The organism is Ferruginibacter sp. (genome assembly GCF_028288465.1).
In the GTDB taxonomy this organism is placed as follows: domain Bacteria; phylum Bacteroidota; class Bacteroidia; order Chitinophagales; family Chitinophagaceae; genus Ferruginibacter.
This window is the reverse complement of record NZ_JAQBNR010000022.1, coordinates 177,630-201,649: the sequence shown is the minus strand read 5'-3', so window position 1 is coordinate 201,649 and position 24,020 is coordinate 177,630. Positions and strand designations below refer to the sequence as shown.

The window sequence follows — 24,020 nt, the reverse complement described above, 5'->3', positions numbered from 1 at the left end:
AAAAAAATTTAAAGAAACTTTTACACAAGTACAATCGTTACTGCACGTGGGCTGCGAGTAAAATGATAACGGCCTGTGAAGCGTTTTTATTGCAGCCAACTTGTTCACATTTATTTAACAACTTCTTTTAGCCGGGCAGCATTGCCGCTTTGTTGTAGCTGTTTTTATTGCAAAAGATGAAGACTAAAATTTTATCCGGTTAGTGTGTCCGCAAAATATAGTGATTTGACTACCATGTAAACCGCCAGGCATAAAAATAAATGCACCTTTACCCAACCATCTCCTTAGCCTTGTCATCATACCTAATAAAATTGGATTAACCTGTTCTTAACAGGTATTAAAATTAAATTTACTTTTTAAAATGACTTTTCTCTGGAAAGCGAGTAAAAAATTTGAGCGCTTGTTTTTCGACACTTTTAGTACAAATAATTATTTATGAAAAAAGCAATCTTGTTGCTGGCAGTAGCAATTACCTCCATGTCATTCATCAATTGGCATTACAATTTGGATGAAGCAAAGACAACTGCAAAAAAAGAACACAAACATATTCTACTTAATTTCTCGGGATCAGACTGGTGCGGTCCCTGTATAAGACTGCACAAAGAAATTTTAGGGAGTGATGCCTTTCAGAAATTCGCAACAGGCAATCTCGTATTAGTGAATGCAGATTTCCCCAGGATGAAAAAAAATCAATTATCGAAAGAGCAGCAAAAAATAAATGATGCATTGGCCGATCAATATAATTCCAAAGGAAATTTTCCGCTCACCTTATTGTTAAATGAAAACGGAAAAATTGTAAAACAATGGGAAGGCTTGCCCAGTTCTACACCGGAAGAATTTACAGAAGAAGTGCAGTTTGCAATAGACCAGGACAAATAATTTCATGCATCCAAAACAGGTTTTTAAAGTTCGTGCCAAATTAATGGGCAACCAGTTTGAGCTAAGCGTGGTAGCGGTTAACGAAGACTGGGCCATTCAAAGAATTGATGCCGGCATTGCTGAAATAAAGAGGATAGAGAAATTATTAACCACTTTTGATGAGGGCAGTGAAACCAATTTGATTAACCGTAACGCAGGCCTGGAACCGGTTAAGGTTAGCGAAGAAACTTTTCAGTTAATTGAAAGATCGTTGAAAATATCCGGCCTGACACAGGGTGCATTTGACATTACCTATGGATCTATAGATAAGAGTTTGTGGAATTTCGATACCACAATGAACGCCTTGCCTGATAAAGAAACAGCAAGGCAAATGGTAAAGCTGATCAACTACAGAAATATCATGTTAGATAAAGAAGCAGGAACAGTTTTTTTAAAAGAGAAGGGAACAAGAATTGGTTTTGGAGGTATAGGAAAAGGGTATGCGGCGGAAATGGCAAAAAAGGTGATGGTGGAACAAGGTGTGGAAAGCGGTATTGTAAATGCTTCGGGAGACCTTACCGCATGGGGATTACAGCCGGATGGGGAAGAATGGACGATTGGTATTGCAGATCCCAATAATTCAGGCCAGGTATTTTCATTTATAAAAATAACGGGTCTTGCAGTAGCTACTTCCGGCAATTATGAAAAGTACATTGTGGTGGATGGTAAAAAATATTCACACACCATCAATCCAAGAACCGGTCTGCCTGTTACGGGAATAAAAAGTGTAACGATTATTACAAAAAACGCAGAGATAGCAGATGCCATGGCGACACCCGTGACCATTATGGGCATTAAAGCAGGCCTGGGAATGATCAACCAGATAAAAGATATAGAAGCAATTATTGTAGACGATCACGATAAAGTATATACTTCAGCAAACATTCATATTCATTAACAAATCACCATGAAAAAAAAGTCCATAACCTGTATTGTGCTGGCAGTCTTATTTATAGCAGGAGCAACTTCCTGTACGACTGTAAAGGAATACCAGAAAAATAAATTAAATGACGCCGAAATGGGATTGTCCGCCAGGAAGATTGAAAAAACAGAACAGAACTTTCAATCCTACCGCGAAGCAGCATCCGGAGCCAATGGTGGTAAAACCGGCGGCGGATGCGGATGCAATTAATTTAATCAAAGAACCAACAGACAATTCATGAAAAAAGTATGCTTAACTGTAATAGGTCTCTACCTGCTATTACTAAATGCGTTTAGCCAGGCGGTAACAAAAGATACGGCTGCTCACGCGGCTAAAGAAGAAACAGTGGAATATGTAGATAAACCGCTTCACCTGGAAGAAACAAACATAGTTTCCAGTTATTATAATCAGAATGGAAATCACAGTGCGGTAACTGGCGGCATCGGTACGGAAAAGGTAACCGATCTTTCCAACGGTCTTGAGTTAAAGTTTACAGGCGCTGATGTGAAAGGACATAAATATACACTTACAACCGGTTTGGGATTTGATCATCATAGTTCTGCCTCATCTGCTTACGTAAATAAAACCGGTGCATCAAAAACCGGCGGATCAAGAGTGTATCCTTCAATTGATTTTTCAGTAGAAAATAAAAAGGGTAGCACATTTGGTTTTGGCGCTTATTACTCTGCTGAATATAATTATCATTCTTTTGCACTGGATGCAAGTTACTCCCGCAAAATTGGCAAAGGAGGCGAACTGAGCGGAAAGGCAAGTGCTTATTTTGACAAGGTTAAACTGATCTATCCTTCTGAATTAATTCCTGCAACTACAACTGTGGTAACAACTGTTACATCGGCGAGCGGTGGCGGTGGCGGCTCTTATGACGAAGAAGGTGGCAGGGCAGCGATTCCTTCATCACCAAGGTATACCTACACGGGGTCGCTGGCCTATACACAGGTGATCAATAAAAATATGCAGGCGGCATTGCTGATGGATGTAGTAGGACAGAACGGTTATTTGTCGCTGCCATTCCACAGGGTATATCTGTCTGACGGAACAGTGCATGTTGAAAATTTACCTGTTCAACGGTACAAGTTGCCTATTGGTTTCAGGTTAAATTATTTTGCCGGTGATAAAGTAATCATCAGATCTTACTATCGTTATTTTACAGACGACTGGGGCATTAAAGCACATACCGCAAGCCTTGAAATACCGGTTAAAATATCGCCTTTCTTTTCTGTGTCGCCGTTTTACAGGTATTATACGCAAACCGCTTCAACATACTTTGCTCCCTATCAAAAGCATGCAACAAGTGATACTTACTACACCAGTAACTATGCTTATTCTGCCTTTAACAGTGCCTATTACGGTGTAGGATTACACATTGCGCCACCGGGTGGTTTATGGAAATCGGCATTGAGTTCACTGGAAATAAGATACGGACACTATACTCAAACAACGGATTTAAATTCAAATATTATTTCATTTAATTTTCAATTTAAACACTGATTCTGAACGTTTAACCAAGCACATTTTTAAAAGATAAAACAGCAAAGAGCCATCGCAACAGGTGGCTCTTTGTTGTTTATACATGTATTACACATAAGACATAATTGATTAATTTTTTGTATGAAACTTTGAATTTTTACACAGTGCCAGTAAAGGCTTTGTAAAAATCCGGGCTGTTCAAAATATAAACCCGGATTTTTCGTTCTCAAACAAATCCGGTACCGTGAAAAAATTGATACTCTCATTAATGGTGATGTATTGTATGCTCTCTGTTGCAGCTCAGCCTGCGGTATACAGTGATTCACTGGGCGTGCTGAAAGAGCAGAAAGACCTTGTGATAACCCCCGAAACAGTCATTAAAATTGAAAACCTTGGTACCAATATCAATACCGACTTACCAGAGTTAAGGCCCACGATTTCTGCTGATGGTAACCTGCTTTTTTTTATCTGCCAGAATCATCCGCAAAATACCAAGTTCAATGAAGTCCGCAATTCCCAGGATATATGGTTTTCTGAAAAGGATAGCATGGGCAAATGGAGCCCGGCAGTACACCTGGGTTATCCGCTGAACAGCTATTATTACAATGCGGTTTTTTGGATTTCTCCCGACAACAACCAGATTTTGATACGCAACGCTTTTATCAACGGCGACTATTTTGGCAATGGCGTAAGCATGTGTTATTTAACAAAAGAGGGATACTGGAGCAAGCCGGAAATGCTGCGTATCAGGAACTATGCAAAATACGACCGCGGCCGGCAAAACGGTGCGGTAATGGGTAACAACGGTCGCACCTTGCTGTTTTACATGACGGAAGAAAGTGGCGGATTAAATAATGAGATCTATGTAAGTTTTTTACTAAAAGACAGCACCTGGTCGGAACCCAAAAACCTGGGCAGGAAGATCAACATGAAAAAGTTTAATCAAACCACTCCCTACCTGGCACCGGATGGCGTAACGTTATATTTCAGCAGCAACCGTCCGGGCGGATTGGGGTATATGGATATCTGGATGAGTAAACGGCTGGATGACAGCTGGCAAAAATGGAGCGAACCTGTAAACCTTGGCAGCCCGATTAATACCGATGATATGGATACCTTTTTTACCATGGATGCCGGTGGAGAATATGCCTACATGAGTACCGATTTGCACAGCTATGGTGAAAGCGATATTGTGCGAATTAAATTATTGGAAAGAGAAAAGCCGGACCCGGTTATTTTGGTCAGCGGCAATGTATACAACAAAAAAACAGGCAAACCGTTGAGTGCTTCGCTGGTATATGAAACATTGCCAGATGGTACTGTAGCAGGCAATGGTATCAGCAATGCGGCCGATGGCGCTTTCAAGATGGTATTGCCTTACGATAAAAATTATTTAATCAGGGCACAGGCTGATCACTTTTTTGCTATCTCAGAAAATTTTAACCTGGATTCGCTCGTAAAACAAGGCTACAAAGAAATTCATAAAGATTTGTACCTGGTACCAATTGAAGTGGGTGCTGTTGTAAGACTGAACAACGTTTATTTTGATTTTGATAAATGGTTTTTACGGCCTGAATCTTTTGTTGAACTGGACAGGGTAGTAAAAATGATGGAAGACAACCCGGCTCTTGAAATAGAAATGAGCGCACATACGGACAGTCGTGGCAGTGATGAATATAATTTTAAACTGAGTGATAACAGGGCGAAATCTGCAATGGATTATATTTTATCCAAAGGCATTTCTCCAACAAGGATTGTGTCGCATGGTTACGGTGAATCGAAACCAGTGGTACCAAATGATACAGACGAAAACAGGCAGCTGAACAGGAGAGTAGAGTTTACGATTTTGAAGAATTAAGCTGAAGGCAGAAAGCCGAAGGCGTAAAACAAAAAGCAAAAAGCAGACACCTGGAATCAGTGAACTTGAACTTATAACCTACAACTTAAAACTTATAACTTATTTAAACGCCGGATGAAACTGTTGCAATGTGGTCCGTAAAAATTCCCTGTCGAGATGCGTATAAATTTCTGTGGTGGTGATGCTTTCATGACCCAGCATTTCCTGTACGGCGCGAAGGTCGGCACCGCCTTCTACAAGATGCGTGGCAAATGAATGGCGGAAGGTATGTGGTGAAATTGTTTTTGTAATACCCGCCAGTTTGGTCAGTTCTTTTATAATCAAAAAAATCATTACCCTGCTGAGCTTCGAGCCTCGTCGGTTTAAAAATAAAATGTCATCATTACCCGGTTTAACAGCAATATGCACCCTGATATCATTGCGGTAAATATTGATGTATTTTATGGCATCACTTCCTATTGGTACCAATCGTTCTTTGTCTCCTTTTCCAATCACCCGTATAAAACCCACATCCAGGTAAAGGCAGCTGATGCGTAAGTTAACCAGTTCACTAACACGCAATCCGCAGCTGTAAAGGGTTTCAAGTATTGCCTTGTTACGGCCACCTTCGGGTTTGCTCAAATCCAGCTGACCAATAATGTTTTCAATCTCTTCAAAACTCAATATATCCGGCAGGGTTCTTTTTAGCTTAGGTGACTCCAGTAAATAGGATGGATCAACGGTAATGATCTGTTCCATCAGGCAATATTTAAAAAAACTTTTCAGTCCGGAAACGATCCTGGCTTGCGAACCCGCCGTCATACCCAGTTCACTGATCCAGCGGACGAATTGTTCAAGGTCTTTCAATGTGACCTGATCGGGAGACAGCAAATGCCCGGTAACAGATAACCAGGTAGTGAGTTTTTCAATATCGTGCAGGTAGGCCTCCACCGAGTGATCGCTCAGCGATTTTTCTAATTGCAGGTACGCTTTAAAGCCTCTTTTATACGGCTGCCACATCGTGGTTTTGTTGTCAGACAATGTTGATTTTTTGGAAGGTGGATTTTTAAATTGTTTCCCTAATTTCGTTTTTACTACAGCAATATTAAATCAATAATGACAGTAAATCTTCGCAGCTTCCGCAAAAAGGTATTGGCCTATAAAAAATCAATGCGTTCGTTTTTAACCAGGCTTGAAAACAAGCCGCCCAAAAGTTTGCATGCAATGGCAGATTACGCGGATAAGGAAGTATGGCAGCAGATAGACTGCCTGAGTTGCGGCAACTGCTGTAAAAAAATGACACCTACTTTTACGCCTTCAGATGTTAAAAGAATATCGGCCCACCTGGAAATGACACCTGCCGCCTTTAAAGAAAAATGGCTGTTGTTTGATAAGAAAGACAAGGACTGGCAGAATAAGAAGCAACCCTGCCAGTTTTTTAATATGAGCGATTATAAATGTTCCATCTACCCGGTGCGCCCCGCCGATTGTGCAGGCTTTCCACATCTTACCAAAAAAAGAGTGACCAGTTATTTACATGTGCACCGGCAAAATATACAGTATTGTCCGGCTACTTTTAAATGGGTAGAAACGATGCAGGCGCTTGCGAAGAACGGCTTTCCTACAGGTAAACATCCTCAATAAAAAAATACTCTGCTGGCTCATTGTTTAATATCAGGATGGATAGGATGTCGAATTGAATGCGTTTCCATTGAGGCTGCAGGTAAAGGTATTGTTCCGCCGCGTTGATCAGGTTTTCTATTTTCTTTCTGCCTACTCTTTCTTCGGGCAACCCGAATTTTTTTGTGCGTCGCGTTTTAATTTCAATAAAATGAAGGGTATCCGTTTTGGAAGCTATTATATCAACCTCCCAGTGGCTATGACGCCAGTTTTTTTCCAGTACAAGGTAACCTGCGTTCTGTAAATAAGCGGCGCCCAGCGTTTCGCCCGCAAGCCCGGTATGGTTATGCTTTGCCATATTCAAATATAATTTATCTGTCGCAGGCAAAAGGTTTTTTCAAAATATTGCCTTGCTGATATTATTACTTATTTTTGTGGCTGTTAAAAAATGTACATGAAAAAAGACCCGTCAATTGTAATCAGTTTTGTGTTGCTGGTATTAATGGCTTCCTTATACAGGATTTTGCCTGGAAGACCACTTGGTTTTGCACCGCAAATAGCCATGGCATTGTTTGCTGGCAGTATTGTGAAGGATAAAAAGTATTCATTTCTGTTGCCACTTTTTTCCATGCTGGTGTCAGATATTCTGTATGAAGTGTTGTTTAAATTCCGCATTTCGGCTACGCCTGGTTTTTACAGCGGGCAGGCAGTCAATTATATTTTGTTTATTGGATTAACTGTTATTGGATTTGCCATTCAGCAAACAAAACCGGTTCAAATTTTAACTGGTGCTTTTGCTGGTACTACCATGTATTTCATCTTAAGCAACTTTGCAGTTTGGATCGGTGGCGGTCTTGATATTGCCAATCAGCCTTATCCCAAAACAATGGCAGGGTTGCTGCATTGTTATGCAGAAGCAACTCCGTTTTACCGCGGCAGTTTGTATGCTACAATAATATTTAGCGCCCTGCTGTTTGGCGGTTATTTTTTGATTAACAAATATGTTGTACAAAAGCCGGTACCGGTCAGTTCGTAAACTGTTGTTGTAAAATCATTGCATGCTGCCATCACATGAAGTGATGGCAGCATTTTTTTGCGGGGATCAGCTTAATGAAAATGGCGGAACCGTTTAAACTTCGCAATTGTATGGATTAAACTCAAATACAAGGCAGGTTAAATTTCAAATGAAAAGCCCTTTTCAATCAGCCGGTCATATACCTTCTTATCAAACCTGAATAATTTTGCAGCTCTGTGCGAAACATCCTTTTGTTTTTCACTTGAAGAAACCAGCAGGTTCATCTTAATCATTTTTCTTCTGAAATTGGGCTTATCCAGTTTTTTTTCCAGTATGGCTTCATATAATTCCTGCAATTGCAGCAGCGTGAATTTTTTGGGCAGCAGGTTAAATCCTATTGGTTCATGTTGCACTTTGTGTTGCAGATGAGAAAAGCACTTTGTAAAAATTGTATTGTGATCAAAACTCATTTTTGGCACTTTGTTTACATTAAACCAAACTACATCCGATACAGTTGGGCCCGCATGCAATTCAAATTTTTCAATGTTTACCAAAGCATAATAGCAAACTGTAATCACGCGTTTAACCGGAAAACGATTGACTTCGCCAAAAACATGGAATTGTTCCAGGTAGATATTTTGAACAGCTGTTTGTGAAGTTAATATTCTGTAAGCTGCCTTATCAAGGCTTTCGTTGTATTTTATCCACCCGCCAGGCAAGGCCCATTGACCTTTAGTGATGCCCTCTCCATGCTTTACCAATAGGACTGAAAGTGATGAGTCTTTAAATCCGAAGACAACGCAATCGATAGACAGTGCATCAATAATTTCATCAGATAATTTCAACTTGTCAATTTTAATTGGTAAAAAAAGCTCTTGCAAAGTACAATTTTTATAAACCTCTTCCTCCCTGCGAAGAGGATTTGTATGCAACACGCAAACCACACCCACCCGTTATTTGACAGGATTGCTCTGCATTTCAACAACCGGTGTGGAAAAAATAAATTTTAGCAGATTAAAAATTTAAAATAACTTGTAGTCTAAATTACTATAAGTAAATAAAACTGTAGTAACCTTTTGCCATAAAAATTAAAAAGACGATTGCCAATAATAACATGGCGGCTGTGTTGATACCGTTAATTCAAGCACTGATACATGATAAACAATTGCCCCGCCGGCACATGATTTTCATATTTTTTGTTGTACGTGTTTCCTAAGCAGCACCAGTAAAATTTATAATCAGGTGACTTAGGCATCCTGTCAAAAAGAGGAAAAAAATTTGACTTTTAAAATAAATGTCAAACATACTTTTAATAACACTGTTTCAAATAGTATATGAATGAATAAAAGTCTGTTTCTGTTAATACTCTGTGCCGGCAGTTTTTGTTCTGCCCAGCAAAAGCCTGCATTGAAATTGTGGTATAATACTCCTTCGGGTAAAACCTGGGAAAACGCTCTACCCATCGGCAATGGCAGGTTGGGCGCTATGGTTTATGGAAATGTGGATACTGAAACAGTGCAGTTAAACGAACACACCTTGTGGAGTGGAAGCCCGAACCGGAATGACAATCCGTTAGCGCTGGATTCGTTAGCCGAAATCCGGCAACTGATATTTGCAGGTAAGCAAAAAGATGCGGAACAATTGGCTAACCGGGTTATCATCAGTAAAAAATCCCAGGGGCAAATGTATTTACCTGCTGGTGAATTACACCTGGTATTTGATGGGGTTGACAATTATACAAATTATACCAGGGAACTGGATATTGAGAAAGCTGTTGCTACCACCACGTATAAGGCCGGAGGGGTTACCTATATAAGGAAAGCAGTTGCGTCTTTTGCTGACCAGGTAATTGCAATAGAATTAACGGCAGATAAGCCTCACAGTATTTCATTTACTTCTTTTTATTCTACACCGCTGCCAAATACTATTACTAAAACCGCCGGTCAATCACTGTTAACTTTTTCAGGTACCGGTATCGATCATGAAGGGGTGAAGGGTAGTATACATTATAAAGGCCTGGTACAGTTTAAAACGAAAGGAGGAAGCATCACTGCTACGGATACTGCTGTGATTATAAAAAATGCGGATGCTGTAACAGTGTATATTTCAATTGCGACCAATTTTGTCGATTATCATACGCTGAATGGTGACGAAGACACCAGGGCCCGGAGATATCTTGTAAAAGCAGTTACCAAATCATTCGCTCAAATTTTACAACAACACATTGCTGCCTACCAAAACTATTTTAACCGGGTAAAACTGAATTTAGGAAACACGGAGGCCGCAAAGCTTCCAACAAATGAGCGGTTAAAAAATTTCAATACAACCAATGATCCAGAGTTGGTAACACTCTACTATCAATATGGCCGGTACCTGTTGATTTCTTCTTCGCAACCCGGCGGCCAGCCTGCCAACCTGCAGGGCATTTGGAATAATAAAGTTTATCCGCCGTGGGATAGCAAATACACCATCAACATCAATGCAGAAATGAATTACTGGCCTGCAGAAAAAACAAATCTTTCAGCATTGCACGGGCCATTTATGCAGATGGTAAAGGAAATGGCTGTTACAGGAAAACAAACTGCCCGGGATATGTACGGGACAAGAGGCTGGATGGCGCACCACAACACAGACATATGGCGGGCCACAGGAGCTGTGGATGGCGCTTTTTGGGGTGCATGGATCAATGGCGGCGGATGGGGTGTTATGCATTTATGGGATCATTATCTGTACACCGGTGATAAAAAATTTTTAGTTGATGTTTATCCCGTAATGAAAGAGGCTGCACTTTTTTACGCTGATTTTTTAATAGAACATCCCCGGTATCACTGGCTGGTAATTTGCCCCGACATGTCGCCGGAAAATGCGCCGGCCGCCCACCAGGGTTCATCGCTGGACGCCGGCGTTACCATGACCAATCAACTCATTTTTGATGTTTTTAGTAACACCATTAAAGCCGCCGGTATCTTAAAGAAAGACAAAGCTTTGATGGATACGCTCGCCCAAAAAAGAAGTCGTTTATCGCCGATGCACATAGGTCAGTTTGGGCAGCTGCAGGAATGGTTAGACGATATTGATGATCCAAAAGATCATCACCGGCATATTTCACACTTATACGGCTTGTTTCCATCTAACCAAATTTCACCTTACCGCACACCATCACTATACAGCGCCGCAAAAAATACCTTGCTGCAGCGTGGAGATGTCTCTACCGGCTGGAGCATGGGTTGGAAAGTAAACTGGTGGGCAAAAATGCTCGACGGCAATCATGCCTATAAACTGATACAAAGCCAACTTACACCAGTGGGTACCAATGAAGGTGGTGGTGGCACTTACAATAATTTATTTGATGCTCATCCGCCTTTTCAAATTGATGGGAATTTTGGATGCACGTCGGGGATCACAGAAATGCTGATGCAAAGTGATGATGGACTGTTAAGTCTTCTGCCCGCATTACCGGATGTTTGGCTGGCAGGTGGAAGTATTAGTGGCTTGAAGGCAAGAGGAGGATTTGAATTGGTTGACATGAAATGGAAAGATGGCAAATTAGTAAAAGCAATCATCAAATCAACGCTGGGAGGTAATCTTCGTTTGCGCTTGCCAAACACAATGACAGCGCATGGAGTAGTATTGAAGAAAGCCATTGGTGAAAATCCAAATACTTTCTACCAAACAGAAAAAATACCTGATCCGGTGGTCGCGGGAAAAGCAATTATTACGCCGCCAGCTTTAGCCATAACTTTTGAGTATGATTTACCAACCACCGCCGGACAGGTGTACACCTTGCTGGCAAAATAAAATTTGAAACAGATTCTCAGTGTTTAAAAACGCTGAAAATATAAATAATAGCTTCTTAAAAAACATACCTGATTACATAAAAACGAATGCCAAATATGAAAAGAATTATCTCCACCGGTTTTTTACCGCACGCAATCAGCAGGCTTGCATCTGCTACAGTTAGGGAAGTAGCTAAAGCGAATCGCAAAACATTGGTCATAGTTGTTGCAACTGCATTGCTTGGGGGAAGTTGTGCAGCCCAGTCAACAGTAACAGAAGATTTTAAGCCTTCCACCCTCAACCAGCCGGGACAGGAATATCCGCAGGTAAATTCACAAGGGTATGCAAGATTCAAAATAATAGCACCCTCCGCAGACAGCCTGAAAGTAAGTCTTGGGCTCGGTGGAAGAGGGGGTACAAAACTTATGAGAGCGGCAGATAGTTCCTGGATGGGTACAACTGAGGGACCAATGGATGAAGGCTTTCATTACTACAACGTGAACATTGATGGAGGAAAGTTTAATGATCCCGGCGCATTGAATTTTTATGGTTCCGTTCGTTGGGAAAGCGGCATAGAAATTCCGGCACATGACCAGGATTTTTATGCATTGAAAGATGTTCCGCATGGTAATGTTCAGCAGGTATTGTTTCCTTCTGCAAGTACCAAAACATCACGGCGTGCATTTGTATACACGCCACCAGGTTATGAGAAAGACAAAGGAAAAAAATACCCTGTTTTATACCTGCAGCATGGCTGGGGAGAAGACGAAACGGCATGGAGCAACCAGGGGCATGCGAATTTAATTATGGATAACCTTATCGCCGAAGGCAAAATAAAACCTTTCATTATTGTAATGACTTATGGCATGACCAATGAAGTGAAATGGGGGCATATGAAAGAGTTCAGTATTGTACCGTTTCAAACAGTATTGCTGGATGAACTCGTTCCTTACGTGGATGCAAACTTCCGCACAATGGCTAACCGGGAAAACCGTGCAATGGCAGGCTTGTCAATGGGTGGCATGGAAACCCATACCATTACTTTAAATAAGCCGGATGTGTTTGCTTATTACGGGCTGCTTAGCGGCGGCACTTACACGCCCGAAGAAATAAAGGATAAATCAAAAGTAAAATTGATTTTTCTTAGTTGCGGAAGCAAGGAGAGACCTGATGCCGTAAAAAGCTCAGTACAATCTTTGAAAGAAGCAGGCATCAACGCCGTGTCTTATATCTCAGAAAATACTGCTCATGAATTTCTTACCTGGAGAAGAAGCCTGCATGAACTTGCGCCACTTCTGTTTAAGTAAAAAAACTCCTGTTAATTTTAATTGGTTGTAAAACTGTTAGATGAAGTACAAACACACACTCACAATGCTTGCGGTGACTTTTTTTAGTCACTACTGTATAGCGCAAGCCGGCAATGGCATGGATGCCGATGACTTTAAACCTGCCTCTACCAACCAGCCGGGCAAAAAATATCCACAAGTGACTGCCGGCGGAAAGGTGAGGGCAAGCATTGCAGCACCACAGGCACTCAAGGTTCAGCTTGATATTGGTGGCAAAAAGTATGACATGGTAAAAGATGAAAACGGTGTGTGGACGGGTGAATCCATGCCGCAGGATGAAGGCTTTCATTATTATCAATTGAATATTGATGGCGCTTCTGTGCCCGATCCCGGAAGTCTTTATTTTTATGGTGCCGGCCGCTGGGGAAGTGGTATTGAAATTCCAGCCACTGACCAGGATTTTTTTGCACTGAAAGATGTACGCCATGGGCTGTTGAGTGAAAACATTTATTTCTCCAAAATTACCAATGCCTGGCGGCGGTGCTTTGTGTATACGCCTGCCGGATATACCGAAAACAGCAAAACTCGCTACCCGGTTTTATACCTGCAGCATGGCAGCTTTGAAGATGAAACAGGATGGGCAACCCAGGGAAAAGCCAACTTAATTCTTGATAACCTCGTCGCTGATAAAAAAGCTGTTCCGATGATAATTGTAATGGATAACGGTTATGCATATACGCCACAGGATACAGCAGCTGCAAACAAAAGAATGCCTTCTTTCGGAACATTTGAAAAAGTGATGGTGAATGAAATTATCCCGATGATAGATACCAAATTTAGAACGATTACCAACCGTGAACACAGGGCAATCGCAGGCCTTTCGATGGGGGCTAATCAAACTGTACGCATCCTTATGAATAACCTGGACAAGTTTTCTTTCTTCGGCGGATTCAGTGGTACTGCAAATTACCCTTCAGCCGAAGCCATTGATCCTGCCACATTCATGGATGGAAAATTTAGAGACGGGACAGCATTCAACAAACAGGTGAAGATATTTTTTCTTGGGCTTGGCACTAAAGAACCCAATCCATTTCCGGGATCCGTTGGTGCATTCAGGGCTATGTTAGATAAGCAGGGTATTAAGCATGTATATTATGAATCTCCACAAACAGCGCACGAATGGCTTACCTGGAGAAGGGACTTACAGCAGTTTGCATCATTAATTTTTAAAGACTAGAATGAAAAATATTTTTTTTAAGTATACTTCTGTGTATCGGGGTTATTTGTTTTTGCTGATACTTACAACCGTGCATTTGATGAACCCCGCTGATGCTGTTGCTCAGAAAAAAGGCGGTGCGAAAAACAATGCTGCCTTTACAACTGGCAAATACGATAATATTTTTATTGATGCAGGGTATAGCAAAGCGGATATCGATCAAAAAGTGGACAAAGCTTATTATGATGTTTTTGAAGGACCCAACCGGGTATATTTTGAAGTGGGAGATTCCATGGCCTATGTATCTGATGTAAAAAATCATGATGCAAGAACAGAAGGTCTGTCCTATGGAATGATGATAGCGGTTCAGTTGAATAAGAAAGATGTTTTTGACAGAATATGGAGATGGAGTAAAGAATATTTGCAGCATCCTGATGGCCCGTCAAAGGGTTACTTTGCCTGGAGTATTAACCCGGAAACGATGAAGAAAAATTCCGACGGCACGGCATCGGATGGAGAATTGTATTTTGTGACTGATCTGTTGTTTGCATCTAACCGTTGGGGTAATAATACGGGCATTAATTACTATGCAGAAGCAAGAAAAATATTGGATGCCATGTGGAAGAAAGATGGCACAGGCGGCATACACAATATCATCAATACAGCACACAAGCAAATAAGTTTTACCCCCGAAAAAGACAATTACAATTGGACTGATCCTTCTTATCATTTGCCGGCTTTTTACGAAATATGGGCCTTATATGCAAAAGATGGGCACGAACAATTTTATAAAGATTGTGCCGATACCTCCCGTGCCTTTCTGCATCGTACATGCGACGCAGTGACGGGGCTTAGTCCTGATTATGCAGAGTTTTCCGGTGCGATACACGTAGCTCCGTGGATGCCTGCAGGATTCCGCTATGATTCATGGCGTGTGCCAATGAATATTGCAATGGATTATACATGGTTTGCTAAAGACAAAGCCTGGCAGCAAGACTATGCAAAGAAGATTCAGCAATTTTTGCGGTCAAAAGGCATCAGCAAATTTGAAGACCAGTTTAATACAGATGGCACCACACCGGCTGAAATATTGCAGGCAGGTGGCTTTAAAAAACTAAGACATTCTATCGGCCTGGTAGGAACGGCAGCTACCACAGCAATGATCACAAAAGATAAAGCCGGTTTAGATTTTGTACATGAATTATGGAACTCAAAACTGGAACCTTATGAAGATGGATATTTTGATCCTTATTATGATGGATTGCTATATCTTTTCAGCCTGATGCACCTGAGTGGAAAATACCAGTTAATAACACCGCAATAATAATTTGAAAAGTAAATACGCAATATGAAAAAAATGTTGGCAGCCGCAACAGTGTTATGCTTGTTGTTTCAATATGTAAATGCACAGGAGCCTGTAAAGGCGGCACAGTTTGGATTTGATACAGCCCGTACAAACATACCGCACGGTAAAATTGATACGATAACTTATCCGTCCAAAACAGTTGGTACAAAAAGAAGAGCGATCATTTATACTCCACCCGGCTTTGCTAAAAATAAAAAATATCCCGTTTTATATTTATTGCACGGCATTGGCGGCGATGAAAAAGAATGGCTGAATGGTGGCACACCGCAGGTGATTTTAGATAACCTGTATGCCGATGGAAAAATTGAACCGATGATTGTAGTGATGCCAAACGGGAGGGCTATGAAAGATGACCGTGCTGGCGGAAATGTTTTTGAGGCACCGAGAGTACAGGCTTTTGCAACCTTTGAAAAAGATTTACTGAATGATGTGATACCATTCATTGAAAAAAAATATCCTGTGCTTAAAGACAGGGAACACAGAGCAATTGCGGGCTTATCAATGGGGGGCGGACAATCACTCAATTTTGGGCTTGGTAACCTTGATCAATTTGCATGGATCGGCGGCTTCTCCTCAGCTCCCAATACAAAGCCACCAAAAGAACTGCTGCCTGACCCCGAAGCTGCCAAACAGAAAATTAAACTGCTTTTTATTTCTTGCGGTGCAAGCGATGGCTTGATCTCATTCAGTAAAAGAACACACGATTACCTCCGGCAGTATGGCGTTCCGCATATCTATTTTATCGAACCCGGCGTACATGATTTTAAAGTTTGGAAGAATGGTTTGTTCATGTTTTCACAATTGATCTTCAAACCGGTTGATCCTGCTACGTTTTCAAAATATCCTGTGGCTGGTGCACCTGCGGCAACCAATATCCGCAATGCAAAATATCCCCAGGTAACTTCAGACAGCAGGGTACTATTCAGCATTAAAGCACCAGATGCAAAAAAGGTACAAATTGATTTGGCGAAAAAATACGACCTGGTAAAAGATACAGCCGGTGTATGGACAGTTACAACAGATTCTGTGAGCGAAGGCTTTCATTATTATTCATTGCTGATAGATGGCGTTGCGGTGGCTGATCCTGCCAGTGAAACTTTTTATGGCATGGGCAGAATGGCAAGCGGTATTGAAATTCCATTTGCCGGTGGCGATTATTATTCAACTAAAAATGTACCGCACGGTGATGTCAGGATCAAAAAATATTTTTCAAAAAACACTTTTTCATGGAGGCAGTTTTATATCTACACACCACCGGGTTACGATTCAGCCACTGCTGATAAATATCCTGTGCTCTATCTTCTGCATGGAGGCGGCGAAGATGAACGAGGCTGGGCAACGCAGGGAAAAACGGATTTGATTTTAGACAATTTGATTGCTGATAAAAAAGCAGTGCCCATGTTGATAGTGATGATGGATGGAAATTTTTATGGTAATGGTGGCGGCATTGCAGGCTTTGGCGAACCCGCTTTAAAATCATTTGAAAATGAACTGAAAGAAAATCTGGTGCCTTTTGTTGACAAAAATTTCAGAACAAAAACAGATGCCGGCAACAGAGCGCTTGCAGGTCTTTCCATGGGCGGCTTGCAAACATTGTACGCAGGTTTAAAAAATACAGATCAGTTTGCCTACCTCGGTGTCTTTAGTTCCGGCTGGTGGGCTAATCAACCTTCGCTTGCAGAGCCACAGTATACTTTTATGAAAGAGCATGCATCTTCTATCAACAGTAATTTAAAAAACTTCTGGATTGCCATGGGCGGCCCCGAAGACATCGCTTACAAGAATTGCAAAATCATGCTGGGCAGGTTTGATGAGATGGGTGTTAAATATAAATACAGCGAATACCCGGGCGGGCATACCTGGCCGGTGTGGAGAAACAACCTGTACAATTTTGCACAGGTATTATTCAGGTAAAAAACGTTGCCAATTATTTTATTTTAAGAAAAAGACTTTTCATGAAAAAATCAATGCTCAAAACAGGTGTGATATGTGTTTTTTGTGCTATCAATTTTCATTCAGCTATTGCACAAACCCCCACTTTAAACTTAGATTTTACAAAGCCCGGTGCTAATGTAAGTCCCATGTTGTATGGGCTGATGACAGAAGAAATCAATCATGCGTATGATGGTGGCTTATATGCCGAGTTAATCCGCAACAGGATATTTAGAGACAACAAAACTACGCCGGAAGCCTGGAGCCTCGTTCGAAATGATTCTGCTTCTGTGGCGGCAATAAAGCTGATGGCAACCAACGAAGAGCATATTCCTTATGACGAACGTCGCCATGCCATCAACGGGGCACTTTCCACCTGCTTAAGGCTTACGGTTGAAAAAGCAGCAGGTCGCATTGGCATTGCAAACGAAGGTTATTGGGGTATACCAGTAAAGCCATCCACCACTTACAATGCTTCATTTTACATAAAGGGTACAGGTCGCACAGAACCTTTTCGCTGGCCCTGGGAGCCGAAACCCTCTACACCACCACTGCCGGATATTGCAGACAATGCCGCCGGGCCCATCACGGTTTCCATTGAAAGCAATGATGGAAAAACGGTGTATGCGTCGGGAACCATTAATCTTGAAAAAACAAGTCTGTGGAAAAAATATGAAATAAAACTCACTACAAAAGCAGATGTAAAGCCTACTGCCGATGCAAGGTTTGTAATTACAACAGATCGGGTGGGGGAGTATTATTTTAATTTGGTTTCATTGTTTCCACCAACCTATAATAATAAGCCCAATGGCTTTAGACCAGAGTTGATAAAAATGATGGCTGATATGAAACCAAAATTCCTGCGTTTCCCGGGTGGAAATTATTTGGAAGGCCCAATGATTACGGATGCCTTTCCCTGGAAAACCACATTGGGTCCGTTGGAGCAAAGGCCCGGCCATAAAGGCTCCTGGGGTTACCGTGCTTCTGATGGTTTAGGACTATTGGAATTTTTACAATGGTGTGAAGATATTGGCGCAGAGCCACTCTTAGCTGTGTATGCAGGTTACTCGTTACAAGGCGATCATGTAGATGCCGGGCCATTGTTACAACCTTATGTGGATGATGCGCTGGATGAAATTGAATACGTGACAGGTGATGTAAATACTTACTGGGGTGCCAAACGTGCTGCTGACGGGCACCCGGCACCTTTTAAATTAAAGTATATTGAAGTAGGCAATGAGGACTGGTTTGACAGAACCAATAGTTATGATGGAAGGTTCAAACAATTCAGAGCGGCGATTGAAAAAAAATACCCATCACTGCATGTGATCTCCACCATCGCTGAAACGCAATATCCCGACCTGAAAATAACCGGGGATAAAATCCCTGAAGTCGTCGATGAACATTACTACCGCAACTCCTGGGAAATGTGGGAGAACGCTTCGCAATATGACAAGTACGACCGCAATGGGCCAAAAATATTTGTTGGTGAATGGGCAACAAGAGAAGGTGCACCAACAACGAATTTAAATGCTGCATTAGGCGATGCAGCCTGGATGACCGGCATGGAACGCAATGCCGATTTGATCATCATGTCTTGCTATGCACCATTGTTTGTAAATGTAAATAAAGCTACCACCACAGCGCCCAAGGCATGGCAATGGGATTCTGATTTAATTGGATACGATGCATTAAACAGTTATGGTTCTCCATCTTACTATGTTCAAAAATTATTCGGAAACTTATTGGGAGATAAGGTTGTACCCATTACCGCCACTAATATTCCAACGCAACCAAAACCACTGACCAAACAAGACAGCACGGAAGGAAAAAAAGTTGCTATCCAGGTACCGACTGTTTTTTACAGCGCAACAGCGGATGAAGAAACAGGCGACCTCTTTATTAAAATCGTCAACACAACCGGCAAAAAACAACCGGTTAATTTTAACCTGAATGGCGTTACTAAAGTGTTGCCGGATGCAACAATGTATATAATTAAAGGTGCCAGGCCGCAAGACACAAATACCATTACGGAACCTGAAAAAATTGTGCCGGTAAGTTCAAAAATAAAAGGGGTGTCATCTAAGTTTAAAAGAATACTGGAGCCATATTCGGTAAGTGTGTTACAATTGCAGGTAGCTAAATAAGCAAATTATTTTTTAATCAAGACCGGATAAAACAAACATGAAAAATAAAATTATTCTATCAGCCATTTTTATCTTGTCGGCCTTTGCTTCCTTTTCTCAGGATAAAAATTTTTACATCTTCCTCGCCTTTGGCCAATCTAATATGGAAGGCAATGCACCCGTAAGGCCGGAAGATACAGTTGGTGTAGACAGCCGCTTTAAAGTAATGGAAGCAGTAGACTGTCCTGATCTTAACCGGGCAAAGGGGAAATGGTATACCGCCATTCCGCCGCTATGCCGCTGCCACACCGGTTTAACGCTTACCGATTTTTTTGGGAGAACAATGGTGGCCAATTTACCAAAGGATGTAAGGGTCGGTATCATTAACGTATCTGTTGGCGGTTGCAAAATTGAATTGTTTGATAAAGATAACTATCAGTCTTATGTTGCTACGGCTCCGTCATGGATGCTGGGCATGATAAAAGAATATGACGGCAATCCTTATGCAAGGCTGGTGGAAATGGCGAAGCTGGCGCAGAAAGATGGTGTAATCAAAGGTATTTTGTTGCACCAGGGAGAATCCAACCCCAATGATTCTTTATGGACAAAAAAAGTAAAAGTAGTGTATGAGAATCTAATGAAAGATTTACATCTCAAAGCAAAGCAGGTGCCACTGCTTGCAGGCGAAACGGTGAATGCTGACCAGGGTGGCATTTGTGCAGGAATGAATAAGATTATTGCAACGTTGCCTCAAACAATTAAGAACTCATATGTCATTTCATCTGCAGGATGTGCTGATGCAGCGGATAATTTACATTTCAATGCAGAAGGTTATAAAGAGTTGGGTAAAAGGTTTGCAGAAAAAATGTTATCATTAATGAAATAATCATCATGAAAAATAAATGTAACTATCAAGCCTGTAGTAAATCTATATTTTTCTTTCTCGTTTTTTTTGCAGCGCAGTTATTCCTGCATGCGCAGGATAAAAATCCTATGCCTGCTATTCCGGAGGCAAAGCCAATTAATAGCGTGCAAATGGGCGACTCAAAATCGTTTCCTGAGATGAAATTGGATATTCCGATTGCACCCGGCCCTTACGAACCAACATGGGAATCTATTGAAAAAAATTATCCAGGTTCTCCCAAGTGGCTACGGGACGCCAAGTTTGGTATATGGGTTCATTTTGGTCCGCAGTCTGCCGGGCAAAGCGGCGACTGGTATGCACGCAAGCTGTATGTGCAGGGCTCTCTGGCAAATAAAAATCACCTCAAAAAATTTGGACATCCTTCTGAAGTGGGTTACAAAGAAGTATTGCGTGACTGGAATCCTAAAAAATTGGATCCTGCCAAACTCACTAAAATATACCGGGATGCAGGTGCAAAATACCTGATGATACAAGGTGTGCATCATGATAATTATGACATGTGGAATTCAAAATATCAACCATGGAACTCCGTTAACATCGGTCCTAAAAGAGATTTGATTGGTGAATGGGCCAAAGCCTGCCGTGCAGACGGTATGCGGTTTGGCGTAACCTTTCATCATGAGTACACCTGGTGGTGGTGGCAAACCGCTTTTGGCAGCGACACTTCAGGAGACAGGAAAGGGATACCTTACGATGGCAATCTTACATTGGCGGACGGCAAAGGAAAATGGTGGGAAGGGTATGATCCCCGGATGCTGTATGGTATTGATTTACGTGAATATGATGGGGTAGATAAAAATGCGCATTCCCCATGGTCACCTCCACCTGCAGGTATATTTTCCAATCACCTGGAGTATGCCAAATGGTATGCAAAAAACTGGGCTTTGCGAATGATGGATGTTGTTGAGCATTACGATCCTGATTTTATTTATACAGACGGTACCGTGCAGGGGCCATTCACCGGGGATGGCACGGGTACGGGGCTGAAAGCAGATGCCATGCAGCACGTAATAGCCGACTTCTACAACCGTACGCTGAAACGTCGTGGAGTAGTTAACACTTTCAGCATTGTAAAATTCCGCAACAAAACAAATGGCACAGTAAATACGGAAGAGTTTGGCGTGCCTGAGAAAATAAATACAGATCAAACATGGATTGCTGAGGCTCCCGTTGGGGATTGGTTTTATGCTCCCGGCTTTACTTATAATTCAGGTATGATGATCCGGTATGTTATTGAAGCAATAGCAAGGGATGGCAATGCGGCACTTTGTATTTCCATTTTACCTGATGGCTCATTAGATGCAGGCAGTTTAAAAATGCTGAAAGAAGTAGGCGTATGGATGCGAAGGAATGGTGAATCTGTTTACGGCAGCCGTGCATGGACTATCCCGGGTGAAGGAGCAATAGTTGACGGCAAACTAAAAATGTTGCCTGGTGGCGGATTGACTAAAAGACAGGCTGAGTTTAAGTTTGATGAACACGACTTCCGTTTTACAATCGGTAAAAACAATGCGCTGTATGCATTTTGTATGACCGTTCCGGCACCAGGCACTCAATTGAAAATAAAATCGCTTGGTACAGCAGCGGGTTTCCCGGGTAAAACTGTAAAAAATGTTACACTGCTGGGTTACAAAGGCAAACTGCAATGGAAGCAGGAAAGTGATGGACTTTACATTACATGTCCGGCAACTATGCCATTTGAAACTTCTATTGTTTTTAAAGTAGATTAAATAGGACGGTACCTGTATGCAGTAAGCAATATAATTTGATTTGAAAAATAGGTGGGTGGCGGGACATGCCGTTAACCGTTTGATTTGGCCACTTCAATAAAAGCGTTCCGCCAATTACAATTGATAAGAAGAGGTAACCATTCTTAAGAAAAAATATCTCAGCGTAAATATTACCAACATGAAAAAGATTCTTGCCGTAGTTCTTCTGACAATACCCACATTACTCCATGCACAAAATGCAAAAATTAAAATTGATCCTGAAAGAAGCATGGGAGAGATTGATCCTAAAATTTACGGCGTATTTATGGAGCCTATCCAGATAAGCGGCAGAAGAGGTTTGCCTGATTCTCCCCAGATCAATACGCTTTATGGAACCATTTACGATCCTGCTTCGCCTTTAGCGGATGAAAACGGTTTTAAGAAAAATTATATTGAAGCGATGAAGGAATTAAAGGTTACCAATATGCGTTGGCCCGGCGGTAATTTTTTAATGGGGTATAACTGGCAGGATGGGATTGGTGCCAAAGAAAAACGCCCTGCACGAATTAATATGGCCTGGGGCGGTATTGATAATAACCATGTAGGAACAGATGAATGGTTTGCATTGAACAAATCGATTGGTAGTGAAAATGTGGTGGCCGTTAATCTTGGCCTGGGTACCATCCAGGATGCAGCCTACTGGCTGGAATACTGCAATTATCCCAAAGGAACCTACTACTCCGACCTGCGTGCAAAGAACGGTCATCCTGCACCGTATAAAGTAAAGATTTGGGACCTGGGAAATGAAGTGGATGGAAAGCCATGGGAACTGGGACATAAGAATGCAGAAGATTATATTGAAGTGGCAAGGGAAGCTGCAAAGGCAATGCGGGCTGTTGACAGTAGCATTGAGCTGGTAGGTTGCGGATCTTCCTGGTATAGTAAAAATGCGTGGGACGATTGGAACCGTAAAGTATTATATGGTATTGGCGATAAAATAAAATACCTCTCTATACATAGTTACTGGGAAAATTCCAATGACTATTATACGCACATGGGCGACGGCGCTAAGATTTTTGACGACAGGATAAAAATTACTTCCGGTGAAATTGAAGCGGTATCCAACACGCAGGGATTTAAAAATCCCATTTATATTTCTGTTGATGAATGGGGAGCTTTTGGAAGAAACTTCATGAGCGTTTTACCCGTGGCGCAATCCTTCAATTCATTTATACGTCATGCGGATGTGGTGAAAATGTCCAACTTCACTTTGCTCACCTCCCTGTTGTCAAGTGATCCTAAAAAGGGAACGTTTAAATCTCCGTTGTTCTACATTTTCAAAGCTTACTCCAACAACTGCCTGGGTACTGCCGTAGATACCTACGTGGAGTGCGATACTTTTAATACAGAAAAATACAAGGGGATGGCATACCTGGATGTGTCCACTACTTTTTCAAAAGAGGCCAATGCCGTTTTTATTAATGTGGTTAACCGGCACAGGGATAAAGCCATTACAACAGATATAGTGAATACTTCGGGGGAGTTTACAGGCAAAGCAGAGGCCAGTATTATAACCGGCAAAGACATGCAGGAAGCATTTGCTTTTGACAAACAGCAGGAATATGAACCGAAGAAAAACAGTATAGAAACAAAGAACAATAAATTAACCTGTAATTTTCCGCCTCACTCTTTTACTCAAATAAAAGTGATGCTGAAAAGAAAGTAATCCTGCATAAAGAAAATGCTGCATAACCGGTAGTGTGCTTTTAAGCCCACCCGCTAGGCTGATTAGAAAGGATCAGGCCAATTGAAGCCGGGGTGTATGCGCTCGCATTTGTTATTATTTCAATTTTCCGGCTGTAAAAAATTAACCAGGTATACAA

General features: G+C 41.6%; 19 protein-coding genes. 16 read left to right on the top strand and 3 right to left on the bottom strand.

The window, feature by feature from the left end:
* Positions 1–435: 435 nt before the first annotated feature.
* From JWR61_RS11415 to JWR61_RS11395, 5 genes are all read left to right on the top strand, one after another.
* Positions 436–879 carry a thioredoxin family protein gene (locus JWR61_RS11415; protein WP_301927937.1) on the top strand — a complete coding sequence of 148 codons (444 nt, stop codon included), beginning with the start codon at positions 436–438 and terminating at the stop codon, positions 877–879.
* Positions 880–883: 4 nt separating this feature from the next.
* Positions 884–1,816, top strand: a complete 933-nt coding sequence (locus tag JWR61_RS11410) for an FAD:protein FMN transferase (RefSeq protein ID WP_301927936.1) — start codon at positions 884–886, stop codon at positions 1,814–1,816.
* Positions 1,817–1,825: 9 nt separating this feature from the next.
* Positions 1,826–2,050: a DUF4266 domain-containing protein gene (locus tag JWR61_RS11405; RefSeq protein WP_301927935.1), complete on the top strand. Its 225-nt coding sequence runs from the start codon at positions 1,826–1,828 to the stop codon at positions 2,048–2,050.
* Positions 2,051–2,077: 27 nt separating this feature from the next.
* Positions 2,078–3,349, top strand: coding sequence for a DUF3570 domain-containing protein (locus tag JWR61_RS11400; protein ID WP_301927934.1), 1,272 nt, complete (start codon positions 2,078–2,080; stop codon positions 3,347–3,349).
* Positions 3,350–3,572: 223 nt separating this feature from the next.
* Entirely contained in the window at positions 3,573–5,186 is a 1,614-nt protein-coding gene (locus tag JWR61_RS11395) for an OmpA family protein (RefSeq protein WP_301927933.1), read from the top strand.
* Between the two features lie 99 nt (positions 5,187–5,285).
* On the opposite strand, the gene xerD is transcribed toward JWR61_RS11395, so the two are convergent.
* Positions 5,286–6,206 (bottom strand): site-specific tyrosine recombinase XerD, encoded by a 921-nt coding sequence (gene xerD, locus JWR61_RS11390; protein WP_301927932.1) that lies wholly within the window; start codon positions 6,204–6,206, stop codon positions 5,286–5,288.
* A 75-nt stretch (positions 6,207–6,281) separates the two neighbouring features.
* On the opposite strand from xerD, the gene JWR61_RS11385 reads away from it, so the two are divergent.
* Positions 6,282–6,809, top strand: a complete 528-nt coding sequence (locus tag JWR61_RS11385; protein ID WP_290336365.1) for a YkgJ family cysteine cluster protein — start codon at positions 6,282–6,284, stop codon at positions 6,807–6,809.
* Here the strand turns inward: JWR61_RS11385 and JWR61_RS11380 are convergent.
* Entirely contained in the window at positions 6,787–7,143 is a 357-nt protein-coding gene (locus JWR61_RS11380; protein ID WP_301927931.1) for a YraN family protein, read from the bottom strand. The two genes, JWR61_RS11385 and JWR61_RS11380, sit on opposite strands and share 23 nt — an antisense overlap.
* 96 nt (positions 7,144–7,239) lie before the next feature.
* Here JWR61_RS11380 and JWR61_RS11375 point away from each other — a divergent pair, with 96 nt between their 5' ends.
* Positions 7,240–7,821: a DUF6580 family putative transport protein gene (locus tag JWR61_RS11375; RefSeq protein ID WP_301927930.1), complete on the top strand. Its 582-nt coding sequence runs from the start codon at positions 7,240–7,242 to the stop codon at positions 7,819–7,821.
* 137 nt (positions 7,822–7,958) lie between these two features.
* Here the strand turns inward: JWR61_RS11375 and JWR61_RS11370 are convergent, their stop codons facing one another.
* Positions 7,959–8,645 (bottom strand): NUDIX domain-containing protein, encoded by a 687-nt coding sequence (locus tag JWR61_RS11370; RefSeq protein ID WP_301927929.1) that lies wholly within the window; start codon positions 8,643–8,645, stop codon positions 7,959–7,961.
* Between the two features lie 493 nt (positions 8,646–9,138).
* Here JWR61_RS11370 and JWR61_RS11365 point away from each other — a divergent pair, with 493 nt between their 5' ends.
* The 9 genes from JWR61_RS11365 to JWR61_RS11325 all read left to right on the top strand — a co-directional run bounded on the left by JWR61_RS11365 (position 9,139) and on the right by JWR61_RS11325 (position 23,863).
* A complete protein-coding gene (locus JWR61_RS11365; protein WP_301927928.1) occupies positions 9,139–11,598 on the top strand; it encodes a glycoside hydrolase family 95 protein in 2,460 nt (819 codons plus the stop codon).
* A gap of 95 nt (positions 11,599–11,693) precedes the next feature.
* Positions 11,694–12,884: an esterase family protein gene (locus tag JWR61_RS11360; RefSeq protein ID WP_301927927.1), complete on the top strand. Its 1,191-nt coding sequence runs from the start codon at positions 11,694–11,696 to the stop codon at positions 12,882–12,884.
* Positions 12,885–12,924: 40 nt separating this feature from the next.
* On the top strand, positions 12,925–14,100 hold the full coding sequence (locus tag JWR61_RS11355; protein ID WP_301927926.1) for an alpha/beta hydrolase-fold protein: 1,176 nt from the start codon (positions 12,925–12,927) through the stop codon (positions 14,098–14,100).
* Position 14,101: 1 nt separating this feature from the next.
* Positions 14,102–15,403 (top strand): glycosyl hydrolase family 8, encoded by a 1,302-nt coding sequence (locus tag JWR61_RS11350; RefSeq protein WP_301927925.1) that lies wholly within the window; start codon positions 14,102–14,104, stop codon positions 15,401–15,403.
* 24 nt (positions 15,404–15,427) lie between these two features.
* Positions 15,428–17,359, top strand: a complete 1,932-nt coding sequence (locus tag JWR61_RS11345; RefSeq protein WP_301927924.1) for an alpha/beta hydrolase-fold protein — start codon at positions 15,428–15,430, stop codon at positions 17,357–17,359.
* Positions 17,360–17,400: 41 nt separating this feature from the next.
* Positions 17,401–19,524, top strand: a complete 2,124-nt coding sequence (locus tag JWR61_RS11340; protein WP_301927923.1) for an alpha-L-arabinofuranosidase C-terminal domain-containing protein — start codon at positions 17,401–17,403, stop codon at positions 19,522–19,524.
* A 37-nt stretch (positions 19,525–19,561) separates the two neighbouring features.
* Positions 19,562–20,389, top strand: coding sequence for a sialate O-acetylesterase (locus JWR61_RS11335; RefSeq protein WP_301927922.1), 828 nt, complete (start codon positions 19,562–19,564; stop codon positions 20,387–20,389).
* A gap of 5 nt (positions 20,390–20,394) precedes the next feature.
* Positions 20,395–22,158 (top strand): alpha-L-fucosidase, encoded by a 1,764-nt coding sequence (locus JWR61_RS11330; protein ID WP_301927921.1) that lies wholly within the window; start codon positions 20,395–20,397, stop codon positions 22,156–22,158.
* Between the two features lie 178 nt (positions 22,159–22,336).
* Positions 22,337–23,863 carry an alpha-L-arabinofuranosidase C-terminal domain-containing protein gene (locus JWR61_RS11325; protein WP_301927920.1) on the top strand — a complete coding sequence of 509 codons (1,527 nt, stop codon included), beginning with the start codon at positions 22,337–22,339 and terminating at the stop codon, positions 23,861–23,863.
* The last annotated feature ends 157 nt before the right edge of the window (positions 23,864–24,020 follow it).